Source organism: Acinetobacter venetianus RAG-1 = CIP 110063 (assembly GCF_000368585.1).
GTDB classification, from domain to species: Bacteria; Pseudomonadota; Gammaproteobacteria; order Pseudomonadales; family Moraxellaceae; genus Acinetobacter; species Acinetobacter venetianus.
In genome coordinates, this window is sequence record NZ_KB849557.1 from 724,490 (window position 1) to 743,358 (window position 18,869).

23 protein-coding genes are annotated in these 18,869 nt (G+C 38.3%); 12 read left to right on the forward strand and 11 right to left on the reverse strand.

The annotated features are described in order from the left end of the window. Nucleotides 1–7: 7 nt before the first annotated feature. From murG to F959_RS04925, 3 genes are all read right to left on the reverse strand, one after another. Complete coding sequence (gene murG / locus F959_RS04915) at nt 8–1,105, reverse strand: undecaprenyldiphospho-muramoylpentapeptide beta-N-acetylglucosaminyltransferase (protein ID WP_029424880.1); 1,098 nt, start codon at nt 1,103–1,105, stop codon at nt 8–10. A gap of 228 nt (nt 1,106–1,333) precedes the next feature. Next, on the reverse strand, nt 1,334–2,278 hold the full coding sequence (gshB, locus tag F959_RS04920; protein WP_004878069.1) for a glutathione synthase: 945 nt from the start codon (nt 2,276–2,278) through the stop codon (nt 1,334–1,336). A gap of 223 nt (nt 2,279–2,501) precedes the next feature. Then, nucleotides 2,502–2,981 (reverse strand): glutathione peroxidase, encoded by a 480-nt coding sequence (locus tag F959_RS04925; protein WP_004878070.1) that lies wholly within the window; start codon nt 2,979–2,981, stop codon nt 2,502–2,504. A gap of 178 nt (nt 2,982–3,159) precedes the next feature. Between F959_RS04925 and F959_RS04930 the strand changes: the two genes are divergently transcribed. From F959_RS04930 to F959_RS04955, 6 genes are all read left to right on the forward strand, one after another. Beyond that, nucleotides 3,160–3,612, forward strand: a complete 453-nt coding sequence (locus F959_RS04930; protein WP_004878071.1) for a MarR family winged helix-turn-helix transcriptional regulator — start codon at nt 3,160–3,162, stop codon at nt 3,610–3,612. Next, nucleotides 3,613–3,801, forward strand: coding sequence for a DUF3565 domain-containing protein (locus F959_RS04935; RefSeq protein WP_004878072.1), 189 nt, complete (start codon nt 3,613–3,615; stop codon nt 3,799–3,801). Between the two features lie 167 nt (nt 3,802–3,968). Continuing rightward, entirely contained in the window at nt 3,969–4,433 is a 465-nt protein-coding gene (locus F959_RS04940; RefSeq protein WP_004878074.1) for a hypothetical protein, read from the forward strand. 25 nt (nt 4,434–4,458) lie between these two features. Further along, a complete protein-coding gene (locus tag F959_RS04945) occupies nt 4,459–5,040 on the forward strand; it encodes a type II toxin-antitoxin system MqsA family antitoxin (RefSeq protein WP_004878076.1) in 582 nt (193 codons plus the stop codon). Next, nucleotides 5,037–5,516, forward strand: coding sequence for a hypothetical protein (locus tag F959_RS04950; RefSeq protein ID WP_004878077.1), 480 nt, complete (start codon nt 5,037–5,039; stop codon nt 5,514–5,516). The genes F959_RS04945 and F959_RS04950 overlap by 4 nt, the downstream gene beginning before the upstream one ends. Beyond that, a complete protein-coding gene (locus tag F959_RS04955; RefSeq protein WP_004878079.1) occupies nt 5,513–5,752 on the forward strand; it encodes a hypothetical protein in 240 nt (79 codons plus the stop codon). Before F959_RS04950 ends, F959_RS04955 begins: the two co-directional genes overlap by 4 nt. Before the next feature lie 86 nt (nt 5,753–5,838). Here F959_RS04955 and F959_RS04960 read toward each other — a convergent pair whose 3' ends face one another. Beyond that, nucleotides 5,839–6,540: a DUF4145 domain-containing protein gene (locus F959_RS04960; protein ID WP_004878081.1), complete on the reverse strand. Its 702-nt coding sequence runs from the start codon at nt 6,538–6,540 to the stop codon at nt 5,839–5,841. A gap of 631 nt (nt 6,541–7,171) precedes the next feature. Next, nucleotides 7,172–7,822: an orotate phosphoribosyltransferase gene (gene pyrE / locus F959_RS04965; RefSeq protein ID WP_004683560.1), complete on the reverse strand. Its 651-nt coding sequence runs from the start codon at nt 7,820–7,822 to the stop codon at nt 7,172–7,174. Between the two features lie 41 nt (nt 7,823–7,863). Between pyrE and F959_RS04970 the strand changes: the two genes are divergently transcribed. Further along, on the forward strand, nt 7,864–8,688 hold the full coding sequence (locus F959_RS04970) for an exodeoxyribonuclease III (protein WP_004878084.1): 825 nt from the start codon (nt 7,864–7,866) through the stop codon (nt 8,686–8,688). A 431-nt stretch (nt 8,689–9,119) separates the two neighbouring features. Beyond that, a complete protein-coding gene (locus F959_RS04975) occupies nt 9,120–9,470 on the forward strand; it encodes an arsenate reductase (RefSeq protein ID WP_004878086.1) in 351 nt (116 codons plus the stop codon). A 60-nt stretch (nt 9,471–9,530) separates the two neighbouring features. On the opposite strand, the gene F959_RS04980 is transcribed toward F959_RS04975, so the two are convergent. Then, nucleotides 9,531–9,968 carry a DUF2147 domain-containing protein gene (locus F959_RS04980; RefSeq protein WP_004878087.1) on the reverse strand — a complete coding sequence of 146 codons (438 nt, stop codon included), beginning with the start codon at nt 9,966–9,968 and terminating at the stop codon, nt 9,531–9,533. A 155-nt stretch (nt 9,969–10,123) separates the two neighbouring features. On the opposite strand from F959_RS04980, the gene F959_RS04985 reads away from it, so the two are divergent. Then, nucleotides 10,124–11,035 carry an alpha/beta hydrolase gene (locus F959_RS04985; RefSeq protein ID WP_004878088.1) on the forward strand — a complete coding sequence of 304 codons (912 nt, stop codon included), beginning with the start codon at nt 10,124–10,126 and terminating at the stop codon, nt 11,033–11,035. 282 nt (nt 11,036–11,317) lie between these two features. Continuing rightward, nucleotides 11,318–12,505, forward strand: a complete 1,188-nt coding sequence (locus F959_RS04990) for a GGDEF domain-containing protein (protein ID WP_004878090.1) — start codon at nt 11,318–11,320, stop codon at nt 12,503–12,505. Nucleotides 12,506–12,541: 36 nt separating this feature from the next. Here the strand turns inward: F959_RS04990 and F959_RS04995 are convergent, their stop codons facing one another. The 5 genes from F959_RS04995 to F959_RS05015 all read right to left on the reverse strand — a co-directional run bounded on the left by F959_RS04995 (nt 12,542) and on the right by F959_RS05015 (nt 17,024). Further along, nucleotides 12,542–13,240 carry a glutathione S-transferase family protein gene (locus tag F959_RS04995; protein WP_004878092.1) on the reverse strand — a complete coding sequence of 233 codons (699 nt, stop codon included), beginning with the start codon at nt 13,238–13,240 and terminating at the stop codon, nt 12,542–12,544. After that, nucleotides 13,237–15,087 carry a protein-disulfide reductase DsbD gene (dsbD, locus tag F959_RS05000; protein ID WP_004878095.1) on the reverse strand — a complete coding sequence of 617 codons (1,851 nt, stop codon included), beginning with the start codon at nt 15,085–15,087 and terminating at the stop codon, nt 13,237–13,239. Before dsbD ends, F959_RS04995 begins: the two co-directional genes overlap by 4 nt. 83 nt (nt 15,088–15,170) lie before the next feature. Continuing rightward, entirely contained in the window at nt 15,171–15,938 is a 768-nt protein-coding gene (locus tag F959_RS05005) for a transporter (protein ID WP_017196836.1), read from the reverse strand. A 32-nt stretch (nt 15,939–15,970) separates the two neighbouring features. Beyond that, the gene (locus tag F959_RS05010; protein ID WP_004878099.1) at nt 15,971–16,516 is read right to left on the reverse strand and encodes an ankyrin repeat domain-containing protein; all 546 of its coding nucleotides are present in this window, start codon (nt 16,514–16,516) and stop codon (nt 15,971–15,973) included. Nucleotides 16,517–16,661: 145 nt separating this feature from the next. After that, a complete protein-coding gene (locus F959_RS05015; RefSeq protein ID WP_004878101.1) occupies nt 16,662–17,024 on the reverse strand; it encodes an HPF/RaiA family ribosome-associated protein in 363 nt (120 codons plus the stop codon). A gap of 373 nt (nt 17,025–17,397) precedes the next feature. Between F959_RS05015 and F959_RS05025 the strand changes: the two genes are divergently transcribed. Both F959_RS05025 and F959_RS05030 read left to right on the forward strand, forming a co-directional pair. Further along, complete coding sequence (locus F959_RS05025; protein WP_004878102.1) at nt 17,398–18,123, forward strand: outer membrane protein OmpK; 726 nt, start codon at nt 17,398–17,400, stop codon at nt 18,121–18,123. 137 nt (nt 18,124–18,260) lie between these two features. Further along, nucleotides 18,261–18,806, forward strand: coding sequence for a GNAT family N-acetyltransferase (locus F959_RS05030; RefSeq protein ID WP_004878104.1), 546 nt, complete (start codon nt 18,261–18,263; stop codon nt 18,804–18,806). The last annotated feature ends 63 nt before the right edge of the window (nt 18,807–18,869 follow it).

The following is an 18,869-nucleotide window of genomic DNA, read 5'->3' on the forward strand; positions in this document are numbered from 1 at the left end:
ACTCGAATTACAATTTTTTAATCAGATCAACCACATGCTGAGTTGCATTCGGTTGTGCTTGTTGGCGTGCTTTGATTGCCATTTCAGAGAGCAGTTGGCGATTTAATAATGTGGCTAACAACTCATCTAAAACAGCGGGTGTCATTTCTGCTTGTTGGCAAATCTTTGCAGCGCCGACATTGGCAAGGAATTTTGCATTTGCAGTTTGATGATCGTCTACGGCAATCGGCAAAGGTACAAACACTGCGGCTAAACCTGCTGTTGCAACCTCTGTCACCGTCAAAGCACCAGCACGACAAATAATTAAATCTGCTTCACTATAGGCCTTTGCCATATCGTGAATAAATGGCTCAACCTGAATATTTAAATTTGCAGATGCACCCTGATAACGTTCACGCGTAATCTCTTGCTGATTTTGACCACATTGATGAAAAACATTCAGTGGCAAATTGACCTTTTTCAGAGCTTCTGGCAAACGCTCATTGAGCGCTTGGGCGCCTAATGAACCGCCTACAATCAAAATATTCAACGGCAACTGCGCTTGTTCACGCGTTTGATAACGCCAAGATGGATTTAAAATCGCAGTGATTTCCGTACGCACAGGATTGCCTGTGGTCACGACTTTATCACTATTTGCGAAAGTATTTGGAAAAGCCTGACAAACTGTTGATGCAACACGCGCCAGTTGGGTATTGGTAAATCCTGCAACAGCATTTTGTTCATGGATCAACACAGGGATACCCAATAAACGTGCAGCTAAACCACCCGGCCCTGCAACATAACCACCAAAGCCAGCAACAGCATCAATCTTAAGTTGTTTCATATAGCGCATCACGCTTAAAGTGGCTTTTAAAATTTTAAAGGGTGCACTCAGTTTACGTAATAAACCATTGCCACGTACACCTTGAATATCAATCTGATAAATCGGAATATTTTGATCTTTGAGTAACCGATTTTCCATTCCTGTAGGCGTTGCTAACCAAGACACTTGGCAGCCTTCTTGTTGCAGTTGTTTGGCAACAGCAAGCGCAGGAAAAACATGCCCCCCTGTACCAGCGGCCATCATCATGACATGTTTGGGTTTGTTCTGTGGTGAATTGGTCACGGTCTAATTCTTCAACTCAAAAAAGAAGGTTATCGTCTATTGTTTTCGGGAGTTATTTTAATCCTAAAGCTTCATTCACGAAAAGCGAATTTCACTTGTTTACAACAGAAAGCCGTGCTTTTTTCGATTCTTTGTTAAAAACAAGGTTCTGTGGATATCCAATTGCCCATTTGCTTGTCAATTTGGTACAAATTCAAACGGGCAATTCGGTCAAATAATGATTCTTATTTAGCTTGAGCGACCTGCTTCTAACACATTAAATAAATCATCTGCAATCGAAGTTCCAAACTGGGCATCAATCTCACGAATACAGGTTGGACTAGTCACGTTAATTTCAGTCACATAGTTACCGATCACATCCAAACCAACAAAGACCAAACCTTTTTCACGTAAAAAAGGTCCCACTTTTGCAGCAATCAATTTATCGTTTTCAGTCAGAGGGCGTGCTTGACCCAAGCCACCTGCCGCCAAGTTTCCACGCACTTCACCATTTTGTGGAATTCGCGCCAAGCAATATGGAATCGGCTCACCATTGACCATCAAAATGCGTTTATCACCTTCCACGATTTCAGGAATATAACGTTGTGCCATGATTGGAAGTGTGCCCATTTCAGTGAGCATTTCCAAAGTCGAACCAATGTTTACCCCATCTTGATACAAACGGAAAATCCCCATTCCGCCCATACCATCAAGTGGTTTCACAATCACATCGCCATGCTCTTTGATAAATTCACGAATTAGGCTTTGTTGAGACGTGACCAAAGTGGGTACTTGTAACTCTGGGAACTGGGTTGCGAACAGCTTTTCATTACAGTCACGTAGCGATTGTGGTTTGTTAATAATCCATGCGCCTTCACGTTCGGCTTGCTCTAAAATATAAGTGGTATAGACAAAGTTCATGTCGAACGGTGGGTCTTTACGCATCAATACAACATCGTAATCAGCCAATGATTCTTTTTGCTTGTCACCCAACTCATAATAATGATTGTAATCTTCAAAGACTTTAAGCGGCGAAATCAAACCAAAGGCTTTGCCTTGATCAATATATAAATCGTGCTGTAATACATAACCCAATTCATGCCCACGACGGCTCGCCGCCCATAACATCGCCATGGTTGAATCTTTTTTGAGATTCACAGTTTCAATCGGGTCCATCACTACAAGTACACGCATAATCTGACGCTCGTATTTTTAATCTTGGCAAAAAGTATAGCGAAGTTTAATGATGATGTTTAAACTAGTTGTGTAATTCTTTGATCTAAAAAAATATAAATTATTCAAACAACTAGGCTAATTTTATTTAAATAATGCATTTTATCACTGATTAAAAATAGAAAATTACTGGCAAATGAATCCATCACCAGTAATTCGTGCAATATTCAATTTCAGCATCGAATTAAGCCAAAAGTTTTTCAATATCTTTGGCAATTTTTTCAGGTTTAGTGATGGGAGCATAACGCTTGATCACTTCGCCTTTTTGATTGATCAGGAATTTGGTGAAGTTCCATTTAATGCTGCTTCCTAACAGACCTTTAGCTTCTGAAGTCAGGTATTGATACAAGGGATGTGCCGTTGGACCGTTGACATCGACTTTGGCAAACATTGGAAATGATACGCCATAGTTGCGCTGACAGAAGCTGCCAATTTCTTCATTGCTTGATGGATCTTGATTGGCAAATTGGTTACACGGAAAACCGAGAATCACCAGACCTTGTTGTTGATAGTCCTGATAAAGCTTTTCCAAACCTTCGAATTGTGGGGTTAAGCCACATTGACTTGCCGTGTTCACCACCAATAAAACTTTGCCTTGATAGTCGGCTAGGTTCTTTTGCTCGCCTTCTAAAAGTTCAGCCTGAAAATCATAAATCTTGCTCATAGGTGTTTTCTCAACTATCCAATTGTGGGATTGCTCAAAATAGTTTGCTTAATCATTCAGCTTGTTCATTTAATATTGCACACAATTATCTTGCGTGCAAGTTTATTATGCACAATATACTTTTGCGATTAATCAAACTATACTGTGAGCTAGCAAAAATGATGTTGAGGAGCAAAGCATGACTGAATTTTCTTACTTGGATAATCAAGTGTGTTTTGCCATGTATTCCGCGACCAATGCGATGATTCGTCAATATCGTCCCTTGCTTCAGGAATACGACCTGACCTATCCGCAATTTATCGTACTGTTGGCTTTGTATGAAAAAGACAATGTGACGTTGTCTGAAATTGGTCAAAAGACCTTTTTTGATTCGGGCACGCTGACGCCAATTATTAAAAAACTGGAAGAAAAGCAGTTTTTAAAGCGCGTTGCAGTGAAAGAAGATGAGCGGATGAAGAAAGTGATTTTGCTGGAAAAAGCACTTGCTGCAAAAGATGAAATTACCTTAATTCCGTTTAAACTCGCCTGCTCTTTGAGTGTTGATCCAAATGATTTGGTGGCGATTCATAATCTATGCCATCGTTTTTTAAAAGGTTTAGAGGATTCTAAACTCGAAAGCTTGAGTGAATAAATGCAACAAGCCATTGTTGGATTTCATCTCGATGAAGAGAACCATTGGGTTGCTGATCTCACTTGTGGTCATACGCAGCATGTACGTCATGACCCACCGTGGCAAAATCGCCCTTGGGTTTTGATGGAGCAAGGGCGTAAGGAAAAGTTAGGGGTGATGTTGGAATGTAAAAAGTGTGAGAAGAAGTGATTCTCATAAGAGATTTTATGTTAAGTAAAAGACACAATATGTCGTGCTGAAAGTGATAAAAACTTGCCTAAAGACCCCAACATATAGAAAATATAAAGACTTAATAAGATTTTTTAGTTCATAAGTTAAACTTTGTTATTTTTTTTATAGAGGGTAGACTTACCATAATGGTAACATATAGAATAATTAGTAGGTACAAAGAACTGGGCGATCTAGAAAATCTTCATGACGGTTTAGAAAAATCTCAGCTTTTTATTACCTCTAATAAATGCCCTCTTTATGACCCTAAAGAGATTTTAGAGAAGCTTAAGGATGACTCTTTTCGCTTTATTACTGCTACGCAGCAAAGTAGAAAAGACTTAACTTATCGTCTTCAAATAACTTTGCCATCAGATGTATCAAAATTAAGAGAGTTAGTACGTATTGCTTTGACAAAGGGTAAGTATCTTAATTCGCAGTGGTGCAAAACCAGTGACGCAGTGTGGGCTGCTTGCGATTCATATAAATTTGAACATACCGAATATATTCAGAATGCTCATAAATATATGACTAGTGAGATCTATCTTAAGTTTGCTTTGAATAACAAAGGGCAAGCTTTATTGATAGTTTCAGCTCACCCTCCTAAAAACTGATTTCATAAGGTGTAAGGGGTTCGCCATGTTAAATCATACTTGTGTAATGTGTGATGAAGGTCTACTTATAAAAAAAACAGTCATTGATAATGTAGATTTTAAAGGGCAAGTACTAAAAGTTCCGAATACTCATCTTGAATGTAACCTATGTGGTTGTATTGAATTAGATAATGAGTATATGAAAGTAAATAATCGTGCTTTAAACATAGAGAAAAAGAAAGCGCTAGATTTATTTACTGGCTCGGAAATCAAGGAAATACGTGAAGGTTTAAGACTTTCTCAAACTGAAGCTAGTGCTATTTTTGGTGGTGGAAAGGTAGCTTTTTCTAAATATGAGAATGATGATGTTATTCAGTCAAAATCAATGAATACTTTGATTGGTGCAGCTAACAGAATTCCTGATCTACTCCCATATTTGGTATCTCAATCATCTTTATCAACTTCACCAAAGTTTCAAGGTGACTATGAAGATGTATATCTAGAAGAAGACTTTAATCCTTTAGTGGAATGCAAAAATAGACCAAGTATATTTGTAGTTGAAGCTTCTCAAGAATTTGATTCTGGAACAAATGGTTACACAGAACTTCAATGTGATGATGCTGCATGAATACAAATAAAAGAGATATTCTCAATCCTATAGATGAAGCTCTAGCTAACTTAGCTATTAAAGATATTTTTTTAAAATCAATGAAGTGTGAAAACTTCAAATTTGATATAGAGCTTTATCCAAACTCCGACTATAAAGTGCTTTTAAAGCATAAAGTAGTTAGATCTTCTATCTTAGAAAGCACTGATCATAAGCAACATTTATTAAGAGTATTGCTTAGTTACGGTGTTAAATGGGTTTCAAAAGAAGATCCTCAAGATGAATTAGCTGTTATTGAGGCTGAATATGTTGCTGAATATAAGCTGAAGCAAAAAATCTCTGATATGGCTATTGATGAGTTTTGTCTAAAAAATGTTGGTCATAATGTTTGGCCTTATTGGAGAGAATTTGTTGCTACAACTTCTCAGAGATTAAATTTGCCAAATCTAACATTACCTTTGCAAAAACCAGTTAAAAAAAATTCGGATAAAAAATGAAAAAAGCTATTTTAATGTCTTTGTTGGGAATAACTTCAAGCACATTCGCAAGTAATGAAGCTACAAACTTTAATGTTGAAGATTTAACTTCGAATCAGTTAATTGAGTTAACTACAAAATGTACAAAAAATGATTATCAGGGATCTGCTTGTGAAGCATTAAGGAAGAAGCAGCTAGAAGACAGAGAACGTATGAAGCAGGAAGCAAGAGATACTATGAAGTATGCTCCAAAGTAATTTCTTATAACTCCTTGAATAGCCAACAAAGTTCTATACATAAAAAACCACTTAAATAAGTGGTTTTATTTTGAAGGATTAATAGCTCATTGTACTTTTATGGCTTTTTTGTGATCTCGGATTTGCTGAATACGAGACAATTTCGAATCTCTTTCATGTCTTGCGATGTACCATTCTTCGAATAAAATTTCTAACATTTCTATCAAAATTTTTGCTTCATCAGACTCTACATCAACAATTACATTAATATCTTTTTCCATATGAGCACCAATATTGCCGATCTCTCTGACAGCATTTAAAGATTCCCATACTTGCTCAGTTACTTTACCTTCTAAAGCATTTATCTCTTTATATAAAGTTGTATCGGTGATTTCCCAATAGTCTCTAATCATCCCTTGTAAACATCGTCTTGCTAATGTTGCAGAAGCCTTTGGACTTAAATCACTAATAGCACAAGCTTCATTGTAATCATTTAAAATAGGTTCAGGGATATAGCTTGGAAATGGTTTTGCATGGCTATGAGGTAAAAGCGTCCATTTATGAATATAATCATTCTGATTATCAGGTTCTGTATAAGGGTATTCAGAATAATTTGTGCTCTTATAAAGATAAGAGTTTATCGTTATTTCTTCACACTCAGCATTAGGACAAACAATAACTATGGACTTAAGTCCTAACTTATTTTTATATTTATTAGATAAACCGAATGAATGAGTTTGATAATCAAAATTTTTATCCCCAATAGTACATTTGTGATTACAGTAAGGACATGTCCATCTAAAGCTCATAAAATACCTAAAAAATATATTCAATAACTCCTCTAATTATAAATAAAATTAGTAACTTATAAAATAATTTTTGTAGTATAATAATTCTTGAGGCTCCTTAGTTTTTCTTTGTGAATTACACATTTCGTAACCACAAAAGGAGCTAGCCATGAAAGCAAAAACAGTCAATGTTCGAGCTTATTGTAGATATCGTTTAGGGAAGTGGGAGGATGTGTGTAAACACAAACGATCACCACCTACACGGTAATTGAAAAGGAGCCTCACCTAATTTTTTAATAAACGATACATATCAAAGAAATTTTAAAAATCTAATTATCAATTTTCCAATCAAATCTTCTTCTTACTAAGTCTTTAAATAGCCCAACTTTTGGTTGAATTTTTAGGATTCTGTCGCATTAAGAAGTTAAGATTTTCTAAAATTAACATAATACGCCTTATGCGTAATGCTTAAAGTTTTCCTATAAGCATCAATATCTTAGTCTAAGACGTTCTAGGGTTCAGCGCACTGGAACGGCTTTTTCGTGATCTTTCACGTTCCACGCTTATTTTTTAATCATTATTTTCAATAATTTATTAACTCAACTAAACAAAAAGGAAGCCTTCGCTTCCTTTTTTCATTTACACCTAAAACTTAGATACCATATTTTTCACGATACGCCTGCATATTTGCCAATGCTTCTTTCTCGCCTTTTGCATCCAAATAATCCATCAAATCTTTCATCGTGATTAAAGCATGCACTGGGATTTCGAGTTCTTTTTGTACTTCCTGAATCGCAGAAAGCTCACCTTGACCACGCTCTTGACGATCTAGTGCCACTAATACCCCTGCAATCGTTGCACCAGCATTTTTTAAGATGGTCACTACTTCACGAATCGCAGTCCCCGCAGTGATCACATCATCAATGATCCACACTTTTTGACCTGCAACCGATGCACCAACCAACACACCACCTTCACCATGATCTTTAGCTTCTTTACGGTTAAAACCCCAAGGAACGCTCTTGCCATGTACTTGAGACAACGCCACCGCAGTCGCCGCAACAAAAGGAATACCTTTATATGCAGGACCAAAAATCACACCAACATTGTCACACTGAACCAATTTATCGGCATAGCCTTGTGCTAATAAAGATAGCGCTTCGCCATCGTTTAACAAACCTGCGTTAAAGAAATAAGGACTGACACGGCCTGATTTTAAGGTAAACTCACCAAATTTAAGCACTCCACGTGATAATGCGAGTTCGATAAAAGCTTGCGGATGAAATGACACAGGCGTTGTCATATAAGGTGCTCCAAATTCTTCAATTGAGGTTAAACAGACGTATGATACCAAAGGATAGCTATCCAAGTGATGTAAAAATTCTTCGAGTCGTTTCAATTAACGTAAATGGCTTGCGCGCATCAGTCACCAAAGGCTTGCTCGAATGGTTAGAACAGTCTGGTGCCGATGTGGTATGTATGCAAGAAAGCCGCATTACCCACGAACAATGGACTGATAAATTTAAACCTGAAGGTTGGTACACTCACCTCTTCCCTGCTGAACGTGCAGGCTATGCAGGTACGGCGATTTATAGCCGCTTGCCCTTTGTCTCAGTCAAAGATGGTTTAGGTTTTGAGCTTGCGGACTCTCAAGGTCGTTTTGTTACTGCAGAATTTGATTTAGGACTGTCACATCCTGTTCATATTGCTTCTTTATACTTGCCATCAGGTTCAAGTGGTGATGAAGCACAAGCACGCAAAGATTTATTTCTACAAGAATATGCCAAAATACTAAAACAATGGCGAGATGAAAATAAATCAATCATTGTGTGTGGTGACTACAATATCGTACACAAGCGTATCGATATTAAAAACTGGTCAGGCAACCAAAAGTCATCAGGTGTTTTGCCGCATGAACGTGCATGGCTCGACCATATTTATGATGAGTTAGGTTATGTCGACACCTTCCGTGAGGTACGACCTGAAGCTGAATTGTATTCATGGTGGTCAAATCGTGGTCAAGCGCGTGCGAAAAATGTAGGTTGGCGTATCGACTACCATGCTTGCTCGCCAGACTGGAAATCGCGTACCAAAAACGCATGGGTCTATAAAGAACAATGGTTTAGTGACCATGCACCCGTGATTATCGACTATAAAATACACGAATAAGTGAACACTTGTTCACTTTGACCGCTTCTTTAGCTTACATCCCGTGTCGTTTTTTGTGTATTTTTATTTACCCCCTGTAACGGCATTATAGCACCACGGCACAGGGAAGCGGTCAGGATGACCACAAAGGGATAGGACGCCGTAGGAAGGAAAAATAAACTTAGTTTAAGTTTATTTGCAAGGATGAGACATTGGACGTTGAAATGAGACCCGCATGATCAGGAAGATTAAATGCGGGTTTTCTCTTTTTTAGATACTAAATATTTTTACTGACTTTATCCATCGCATTTTTATTCAATTCAACTGATCAATTTGGTCACCCCTTTTATCTCTTTCATCGATCAACTGAATAAAAAATTTCAACTGGCACAGCGCAGCCTTTTTACGTTAGGCTTTGGGCATATCTTTTTGTTATTTTCTGTGGTTTTCGCATGTTTAAAATTTATGGTATTAAAAATTGTAATTCAATGAAAAAAGCCTTTGATGCATTGCAGGCAAAAGGCATCAACTACGAATTTCATGATTATAAAAAGCAAGGCATTGATGCAGACACTTTAGCAGTTTGGTTAAAAGAGATTGGCGCTGACAAAGTTCTGAATAAAAAGGGCACAACATGGCGTAAACTAACAGCAGATGAGCAAGCTCACGCTACCAGCAATGAACAGAACCTCATTGAAACGCTTATGTCGCAGCCAAGCCTAATCAAACGTCCTGTATTACAAACACCACAAGGTTTTGTGATTGGCTTTGATGAGGCGAGCTATGAGGCATTATCAGCCTAAGCTGAATATAAAGATAAAAAAACCGAGCTTTTTAGCTCGGTTTTTTAGCGCTATGAAATCTTAGTTCACGCGAATCCATGTTTGGTTACGACCTAAAGCGGCAATACCGATATAACCACGTAATTTGAGCTTTTTGCCACCTTCAATCATTTCAGCTTTTAACTTGTATGTCTTACCATTTTTAGGATCAATGATTGAACCATTGTCGTAGTTCGTACCACCAACATTTTTCAGACTATGAACAATCGTCACGCCTTTTAGGGGTTTATTGTGATAAGTGCCTTCACATTTAGAGCAGGCATTTTCCTGACCAGCAACTAAATATTTTTGAATCGATGCGGTTAACGATCCATCTTTTTGTTCCGTAAACTTTACAATTGCCTTTGGTTGTTTTGTTTCATCATCAATTGTTTGCCAAACTGTACCATTCAGCGCATCCGCCGCATTGGCAAAAGTTGTTAAACCGAGCAATCCAAATGCTAAAGCAATTTTCTTCATTTTTGTAATATCCTTAAGGGGGTCTTTTCAAGACCAAGAGTATTGGGAACTTCAATCAATATTGCAATTCTTGATTATGACTATTTGGTATAACCTGACGAGTTCATGAACTAACTCTACTTATTATTATACTGATCTAACAATATGGAAAAATTATGAAATTTGGTACTGTTTGGAAATATTATTTTACTGAATCGTTACTAAAGGCGACCATTCGCACGCCAAGTCAGTTGAATTTAGCACCGAATGCTTTACGACCTGTTCTCGATCAACTATGTCGCTTATTTCCACAAAATCCAACAGTACAAATTCGACCAATTCGTTTGGCTGGTGTACGTGGTGAAGAAATTAAAGCGCAAGCATCTGCAACGCAATTGATCTTTCATATTCATGGCGGTGCATTTTTTCTTGGTAGCTTAAATACTCACCGTGCTCTGATGACTGATCTTGCTGCGCGTACTCAGATGCAAGTGATTCATGTGGATTACCCTCTTGCACCTGAACATCCTTACCCTGAAGCGATTGATGCGATTTTTGATGTCTATCAAGCACTACTCGTTCAAGGGATTAAACCAAAGGATATTATTATTTCAGGTGATTCATGTGGTGCCAATCTCGCACTTGCGCTTTGCCTCCGCCTGAAACAGCAACCCGAACTCATGCCGAGTGGTTTGATATTGATGTCGCCTTATTTGGATCTGACACTGACCAGTGAATCGCTACGTTTCAATCAGAAGCACGATGCATTGTTATCGATTGAAGCTCTACAAGCAGGTATCAAGCATTATCTAACCGATGATATCCAACCTGGCGATCCGAGAGTTTCTCCCCTGTTTGATGATCTTGATGGTTTACCGCCTACACTGGTTCAGGTCGGTTCTAAAGAGATTCTGCTGGATGACTCAAAGCGTTTTAGAGAAAAAGCAGAACAAGCAGATGTCAAAGTTCATTTCAAACTCTATACGGGAATGTGGCATAACTTCCAAATGTTTAATGCATGGTTTCCTGAAGCTAAACAGGCATTGGCTGATATTGCTGAATTCGCACATTCGCTTGATCTAGACTAACCTGATCAAAATATATGCAAAAATGGTCAGCTATGTCTGACCATTGTCACTCTTAATTTATTTTTGTCATTATAAAATAAAAATCATCGGATATTTAGATAATAGACCGTTTTTCAAAGAATTTTTCCCTTTCTATTTTGCATTAAAAAGTCTTTAGCTAGACTTCATTCTCATTCCAAAGATGTTATTGTTATTTTAACAGTCATTTCTCGATAATTTTGATGACGAATTTACACTTATAAAGTTTCTTAGGAATCTCATTGCATATAAGGATGCATGCCAATGATAAAGATTCGATTTAAGGATTTAGCAAATACAGAAAAATGGAATTTTTCGCAGCTTTGGGAACATGAACCATTAATCAATTGGAACATGTTAAGAAAAACAATCTTGCTGCTAATCCTTGCTTCATTAATGAGCCTTTTTGGGATTATTTGGGACAGTTTTGTTCTACTGAATTCTGCGACATGGCAATGGGTTAATTTACCTTTGGTTCGTTCTAAATTATGGACCAATCTTATTATGCTCTGTGTATTTCTGAGCATGATTATCCCTTGTTACTTCTATAAAGACAAAAAATGGGTTCAGAATATTATTCCTATTCTAAGCGTACAGGTTTTTACTGTTCTGCTCTGCCACACAGGCTATTTGATCGGTAGTTTTAGTCCAGCAACCATGGTTGCTTATGTCAGTGTAGTGGGTGTTGGATTGGTCTTGTTTGATCGTAGAATGATTTATTGCGCCCTCGTACCTGCAACTATAGCGCTCTTATTTTGTAGTTTTTTAAGTATTTGTGGCATATTAACTTACGCGCCAATCTTTAAGCCTGAAGTGTTAAATCAAGCGCAAATGCACCCGTTTTGGGTCGGCAGCATGTTTTTCTTTTTACTGCCTATTTTAATTGCTTGTTTATATCTTTTTGAAAGCTTACTCACCCAGTGGCGTACTCGCGAAACAGCTATTCAGGTATTAAGTCGCCTTGATCCACTGACCAACGTGATGAATCGCAGAAGTATTAGCAATCACTTGGAGAAGTTATATCAACAGCCAGATCAACTGTATTCCGTTGTTCTGTTGGACTTAGATCATTTTAAAAGTATTAATGATCATTTTGGTCACAATATGGGAGATCAAGTGTTGGTCCAAGTAGCCAAATGTCTTTCAGATAATATTCGTGATCAGGATATGATTGGTCGCTTTGGCGGTGAGGAATTTATTTTATTGCTTCCCAATACCACCACACCCCATGCACAAAATGTTGCTGAACGTTGCCGTATGGCAATTTCCCAGCTGATTTTCACTACGGAAGATCATCAGGAGTTTTCAGTGAGTGCCAGTTTTGGTATTAGTAGCTCATTGAGTGCAGATGAGCCGCATTTAGTGATAAGTCAGGCAGATCAAGCCCTTTATGCGGTAAAAGCCGCTGGGCGTAATCAAGTAAAAATATTTACGGATTTAGTGGCGAATTAAAGCGAAGATCGTTGTATCTTCGCTTTATCAGTTCAACTAATCGATGAGATATTCCTCACGATTCTGACGATACGGTTCGTCAAAAGGTACATACATTTGCTCTTGTTTGGCTTCATCAGTCCATTGTTGCACTGATGCAAGCGCTAATATTTTTTGCATATACATTTGGCTCGGCTGGGAAATCGGTAGCTGATAGCACACGAAACGCATGACCACTGGTGCATAAAATGCATCGGCAATACTAAAATCACCACACAAGAAGCTGTCTTCACTTGGACGTTCAGACCAAATTTGATCGATTCGTGCAACTTCTGCACGTAATTCAGCATTCTCATTCCACAATTGTTGTCCAATATGCGCCAAATCAGCTTCGACATTCATCGGACAGAAATTACGTAGGTTTTGGAAGCTGCTGTGCATTTCAGCGCTAATTGTCCGCGCTCTTGCACGTAATTTTTGGTCTGTTGGTAATAATGCTTTTTCAGGATTTTGTTCTGCGACATATTCACAAATCGACAGACTATCCCAAACTACTATGTCACCATCAACCAAAGCGGGTACTTTACCTGTGGGATTGAGCTTTAAAATTTCCGTTTTGAATTCACTTTCTGGCTCAAAGCTATCAAAACGAATTAAATGTTCTTCAAATGCAATATTGGCTTGTGTTAATAAAATCCACGGACGCATCGACCATGTTGAGTAGTTTTTATTTCCTATAAATAGCTGATAACTCATGATGATTTCTCTTTTAATTGCGCAAGCTGTTGCAGTAATTCAGATTTCTGGAATGCACCTGTTAAACGTAAAGTACGTATTTCTTTATGTTGCTGATCCAAGAACAAATAAGTAGGTGGCCCTAGAATATCCCACTGACTCAATAAAGCTTGATGTGATGCATCATAGTGGCTTAGATCAAGCTTAATTAGATAATACGGCGCAAGCGCGTTTTGGACTTCTGCATCTTTTAAAATACGATGCTCAATCGGCTGACATGCCACACACCAATCTGCATAAACATCAATCACAATCATACGATCAGTCGGTGCTGAAGCAAGAATTTGATTAAATTGATCAGCACTGTTGGCAACATGCCATTCGGCTAACTTGTCTGCTTGTACCGAACTCAGATTTTGGTAATGTTGATATTGATTGAATGCGAGTGCTGGAATTACTAAAACCAGCAATACAGCATATAACCATTGCAGTTTGTTTTTTTGACCAAATAAGCGATAAACTGCATAAATAATAAAGGCGAGGCCTACAATCAGACTCAAAATTTGGATCGCTAATTCTGGCAGGATTGGACGAATGAAATAGAGACTAAGTGCCAACATCAAAAAGGCAAAAATGATCTTGATTTGATTCATCCAATCGCCTGCTTTTGGCAACACACGAGAGCCAAGCACACTTGCCAACAGCAAAGGAATCCCCATTCCAAAACCCAGTGCAAAAAGCAGTAAAGCTCCCTGCCATTGATTTTGAGTTTGGGAAATAAATAGCAGTACACCTGCCAAAGGTGCGGTCATACAGGGTCCGACCAATAGCGCCGAAATCATCCCCATGATGCCTGCGCCCACCAAGGTACCACCCTGTTGTGCTGACTGCATTTGATCCAGTCGATTGATCCATTTTTGCGGTAATTTGATTTCAAACAAACCAAACAAATTTAGTGCAAACACCACAAACAATAAGCTAAAAGCAATGAGGGTTGCGGGTTGCTGTAACCAACGCTGAAAATTCAAACCTGCTGCTGATGCGATCATACCTAAAACAGCGTAAACCAGCGCCATACTCACCACAAAAGTAAGTGCAATCGACCAAGCGCGAACGCCTCTATGCTCACGAACAAGCAACGACGTGAGAATTGGCAGCATAGGCAATGAACATGGGGTAAAAGCCAGCAATATGCCTAAACCAAGAAATAATAATAGGCTATAAGCCAAAGAGTGCTGTTCCAAACGACTTGACCATTTTTGGTCTTGAGCCATAACCGCACCGTCAGCTTGATCAGATGAGGTTACATTAGGTGCTTGTTCAGTTGTTTCTAACGAAGTGGTTTGAGTATCTAAAGCATTGGACGATCGTGCGAGATCCAAAAATCGTTTTTGTGCATTTGGATTGGTGTTTTGTACACTGACCAAACCATCTGCATCTGTTTGAAATTCAATATTTTGTGGAGGATAACAAATACGATCTTTGGCACAACCCTGCCATGTGACACGATAGTGTTGTGATGCTTGTGTGGGAATATCAAATTCGACTTGTTGATAATAAACTTGGCTATGACCATAGTTTTCATCATATTGATCAACAGCTTTTGGAAAATTAAGTGCAACCGCTTGATTGCCTTGCTGTACTTCAAATTTGTGCTGATATAAATAATAGTTCGGCTGAATCGTCCAATGTAAACGCGCTTGATTGGTCTTGGTCGATTCAACTGAAAATGTAAATGCATCTTCAGGGCTTAGTAAGGTTGCTGAATTGTCTTGCGCATAGGTCAAAGACCCGCAGAGTAATAGCAACGTTCCAATAAAATAACTTATCCATTGGGAACTGCGTTCACCCTGAACACACATTTTCATTATTTTCTCTCTGATGTGCTCCGAGACCTCATTTCAGTGCTTCAAAAATCATAGAAACAGGAATAACTCAGAGCATTTTTTCATTAAAATAAAACAGATACGCCTAAGCCACCGTTATAACTAGGTGCGTCACCATTTAAATCGACACCAACACTTGCATCTAATTGTGCACGGTCATTAATCGCATAAATAAGGCCTGTACCTAAGCCATATTCATAGTCTTGACTTTCAGCTTTTCGATAAACGAACTCAGAATAACCTGATAATTTACCTGCAATTTTATAATCAATCGTTGGAATTGCGGTTACAGCCCAATCACTATTTTGTGCTTCGTAACGCATGGTAATTGATGTTCCGATGAGATCGCTAAACTTATAAGCGACCGCAGACGTTAAGCTATAAATGTCATCATGCGCTGTAAATTCATCGTTCCCTGTCGCAATAATTGCTTCAGCCAACAAAGCCATCGTTAAACGATCATCTTTTAAATCAATCGCCTTTTTTAGACCAACACTTACATCGCCTAAACCATTCGTTTCTTTGGTTTTACCCGCACGTTTATACTGTTGCCAAACTGGACCTTGCCAACCAAGTTGTAACTCAAGCCCATCCGCAAGACCTGTACGTAGCAACATATCGCCATTTAAAGTAACTGTTTTGGTTTTCTCACCATCAATCGTATCTTCTTGGTAACTCGCAGATGGTAGACCTTGCTCCCAAGCGAGTTGACCTACAGGTGTAATGCCCGTGCTGATCCCTGAACCCGGACGGTCAAAAGAAAAGTCTGCCGCAAAAGCTGTGCTTGCCATCATTGATACGGCTACAACGCCCAATGTCTGAATTTTTTTCATCATTATCCCCTGTTTCATTCTGTTGGCTAAGCTTATGCCGTTAGCTCTTTTGACATTTTCGCACCATTTTGACGGAGCAACTCTAGCGTTTCGCGCTCTTCTTTTAATGACTCTGACCAATCAATTTCATCAAATTCACAATCAAAGAATAGCTGACTAATAGACGATAAAATAGTTAAGCCCTCTTCATCGCGGGTATTTGGATCAACTTTTTCATCCAACAAACGTTGTACAACTGGTACACATGCTGAACTTGCTGCATCCCAAAGTGGGCCATAAAACTCTTCGGCATCCCATAAATGCAGGTTTGCTTTTGCTTTAATCAGTGCATCTAAAATATCTAAATAGACTTGGAGTTCTTGTTGTTTTTCTGTCTCACTGAGTGGTTCACCAGCTTCATATGCTTCGCAAATCTTTTCCCACCAAGCAAATAAACCATCACAAATCATTGAGACCGGAGGACCTTGTTCAGGATCAATAAAATTTGGGTCGAGTCCTTCAGCAAGCAAAGATTGCACTTGGTTTAAGTCGAGTTGTTGTATGGCTTGCACCAAGGTCTGCTGTTGGTTACTTAACATGACCAATTCTCTCAATATTTTTAATGGTTCTATTATGCCGAATATCCTGACAGGTTTTTATAAAACGACCCAAAAATCATGTATAAATTTGATACACACATAAAAAAAGCCCAACTAAGGGCTTTTTTTATGTCTTTACCGACATTTACGCTTCGTCATCGACCTCAACATCGACATATTCTGGTAAGCCACCACGATGATGGTCTTTTTTCTCATATAAATGTTCCAAACTACGTTTCAGCTTATCGATTGCACCATGAATAGATGCATCAATATTGGCTGCTTTATGAGTCACAGCAATTGGCTTCATTCCAGCTGGACGAGCTTCGATCATACAACGTTTGTCATGATCGCCCGTTTTCTCCCCATTCTCATCACTAATATGAACCGAAAAATGTGTAATACGCTCGCTATAGCGTTGAAATTCTTGCGTAAGTTCTGCACGGACATAACTAATTAAACGTTCGCTACCTTGAATGTTTTTATCTGTACGGATTTCAATATTCATAAATATCTTCCTCTCTTTTCTGTGAGACGGTTCTACGAAACTTTATTTATTCAGCACACTTTGAGCATGCATTCATTCAGTGCAGTTGTATATTTTGATTATGTAAATGCTTGTCGTCTCCTTGCTTCACATCTGTTGCGTTTCAGTCATTTAGAAGATCTTCTCTCATTCCAATATCTGTCTTTCCTTATAAATATGCAAGCTGATTTTGCAGATTTTCATCGAAATATGATTAAAAATTCAGCGCTCAAGCCTTGTCTTTTAAGCTGAATTTTGCCGTATACAATTCTTTTGAGCATTTGGTCAAATTTGGCTTTATTTTTGCTTCATAACTTGTATGCTTTACACGCCTTTTGTGGGGGAGATTTTTTAAATGCAATTGAAGCAACTTGCGGCTACGTGTCTATTGGTATCTACAGCAGCTTTCGCTCAGGCGAAACCAATTTGGCAGGATTTCAGCTTAACTGGTTTATATGGTGAAAATTACGAAGTTGTTGATGAAAAACAAACAACTTTGACTGTCGAATATGCGGCAAAAGTTAAATATGCCGATGTTTTCTTTTTTATGGATCGCATGCGTGGTAGCGACGATCATAAAAGCACTTATTTCGAACTTTCTCCACGTTTAAGCCTAGGCGAAATTTCAGGTCAAAAACTTGCTTTTGGTCCAGTGAAAGATGTTTTAATCTCAACAACTTGGGAAAGCAACAATGATGATTTCTCTAGTTTTGATAACTTCTTATACGGCGTAGGTTTCGATCTTGCAATTCCATATTTCCAATATGCGAATGTGAATTTCTATCGCGCAAACAACGAAAAAACTGCTGATGACTATCAAATGACGATCGCATATGCATTGCCATTTAAAGTATCTAACGAAGATTTCTTGGTTGATGGTTTCCTTGATTGGTCTACGGGTGAGAAAGATCATGCGAGCGAACTCAACTGGACAACACAATATAAGTGGAATGTCGGTAAACACATTTCACCAGACACTCGTTTATATTTAGGTGTTGAACATTCTGTTTGGAATAACAAATTTGGTCTTAAAAACCGTGACGAAAATAACGTCAGTGCTTTGATCAAATATCATTTCTAAGCCTTTTAGAATGTGAAAAAACAGCAAGGATTTCCTTGCTGTTTTTGTTTGCATCCATCATATTGGAATCACTTGATATTTCTCGTATTGAAATATGATTTAATCTATATTTTTAATCTGCTTTGATGGTCTCACCCATGTCAGCTCTGCTTTCACTTGCTCCAACAACACTCTCATCAGATTATCAAATTCGTTTTGCTAACTTACACGATCTCGAACAAATTCTCGCGATATATAATGCAGAGATTTTAAATGGAACAGCGAACTGGAACGATCAAGCGGTTTCTTTTGCAGACTACCGACAACGTTTTCTAACCTTACAAGAACAACAATTTCCAATGATTGTGGTTGAGGATTTACAACTCAAAAAAATCGCGGGCTATGCCTATTATGCAAGTTTTCGAAGTATTTCGGGTTATCGTCAAACAATTGAACACTCTGTGTTTATCGATCCAAGTTATGCCCGTAAAGGAATGGGAAAAGCGCTCATGCAACAATTGATTCATCTAGCAAAACAGCAACAGATGCATATCATGGTTGCCGCAATTGATAGTGAAAATATGGGTTCAATTATGCTACACGAACAGCTTGGTTTTGTACAAACGGGATATATGCCCCAAGTTGGACAAAAAAAGGGAACTTGGCGAGACTTAGTTTGGATGCAACTACAGCTCAGCAACTAACAATTTCATCACAGCGCAAATCCATCGTCATTGGATAAACTGTTGCCATAGCAACTTTAAAAA

Coding starts and splice junctions, on each gene's coding strand:
- gshB (WP_004878069.1), bottom strand. CDS start 2,278: ATGCGTGTACTTGTAGTGATGGACCCGATTGAAACTGTGAATCTCAAA.
- F959_RS04925 (WP_004878070.1), bottom strand. CDS start 2,981: ATGAGCAAGATTTATGATTTTCAGGCTGAACTTTTAGAAGGCGAGCAA.
- F959_RS04930 (WP_004878071.1), top strand. CDS start 3,160: ATGACTGAATTTTCTTACTTGGATAATCAAGTGTGTTTTGCCATGTAT.
- F959_RS04935 (WP_004878072.1), top strand. CDS start 3,613: ATGCAACAAGCCATTGTTGGATTTCATCTCGATGAAGAGAACCATTGG.
- F959_RS04940 (WP_004878074.1), top strand. CDS start 3,969: ATGGTAACATATAGAATAATTAGTAGGTACAAAGAACTGGGCGATCTA.
- F959_RS04945 (WP_004878076.1), top strand. CDS start 4,459: ATGTTAAATCATACTTGTGTAATGTGTGATGAAGGTCTACTTATAAAA.
- F959_RS04950 (WP_004878077.1), top strand. CDS start 5,037: ATGAATACAAATAAAAGAGATATTCTCAATCCTATAGATGAAGCTCTA.
- F959_RS04955 (WP_004878079.1), top strand. CDS start 5,513: ATGAAAAAAGCTATTTTAATGTCTTTGTTGGGAATAACTTCAAGCACA.
- F959_RS04960 (WP_004878081.1), bottom strand. CDS start 6,540: ATGAGCTTTAGATGGACATGTCCTTACTGTAATCACAAATGTACTATT.
- pyrE (WP_004683560.1), bottom strand. CDS start 7,822: ATGACAACGCCTGTGTCATTTCATCCGCAAGCTTTTATCGAACTCGCA.
- F959_RS04970 (WP_004878084.1), top strand. CDS start 7,864: ATGATACCAAAGGATAGCTATCCAAGTGATGTAAAAATTCTTCGAGTC.
- F959_RS04975 (WP_004878086.1), top strand. CDS start 9,120: ATGTTTAAAATTTATGGTATTAAAAATTGTAATTCAATGAAAAAAGCC.
- F959_RS04980 (WP_004878087.1), bottom strand. CDS start 9,968: ATGAAGAAAATTGCTTTAGCATTTGGATTGCTCGGTTTAACAACTTTT.
- F959_RS04985 (WP_004878088.1), top strand. CDS start 10,124: ATGAAATTTGGTACTGTTTGGAAATATTATTTTACTGAATCGTTACTA.
- F959_RS04990 (WP_004878090.1), top strand. CDS start 11,318: ATGATAAAGATTCGATTTAAGGATTTAGCAAATACAGAAAAATGGAAT.
- F959_RS04995 (WP_004878092.1), bottom strand. CDS start 13,240: ATGAGTTATCAGCTATTTATAGGAAATAAAAACTACTCAACATGGTCG.
- dsbD (WP_004878095.1), bottom strand. CDS start 15,087: ATGAAAATGTGTGTTCAGGGTGAACGCAGTTCCCAATGGATAAGTTAT.
- F959_RS05005 (WP_017196836.1), bottom strand. CDS start 15,938: ATGAAAAAAATTCAGACATTGGGCGTTGTAGCCGTATCAATGATGGCA.
- F959_RS05010 (WP_004878099.1), bottom strand. CDS start 16,516: ATGTTAAGTAACCAACAGCAGACCTTGGTGCAAGCCATACAACAACTC.
- F959_RS05015 (WP_004878101.1), bottom strand. CDS start 17,024: ATGAATATTGAAATCCGTACAGATAAAAACATTCAAGGTAGCGAACGT.
- F959_RS05025 (WP_004878102.1), top strand. CDS start 17,398: ATGCAATTGAAGCAACTTGCGGCTACGTGTCTATTGGTATCTACAGCA.
- F959_RS05030 (WP_004878104.1), top strand. CDS start 18,261: ATGTCAGCTCTGCTTTCACTTGCTCCAACAACACTCTCATCAGATTAT.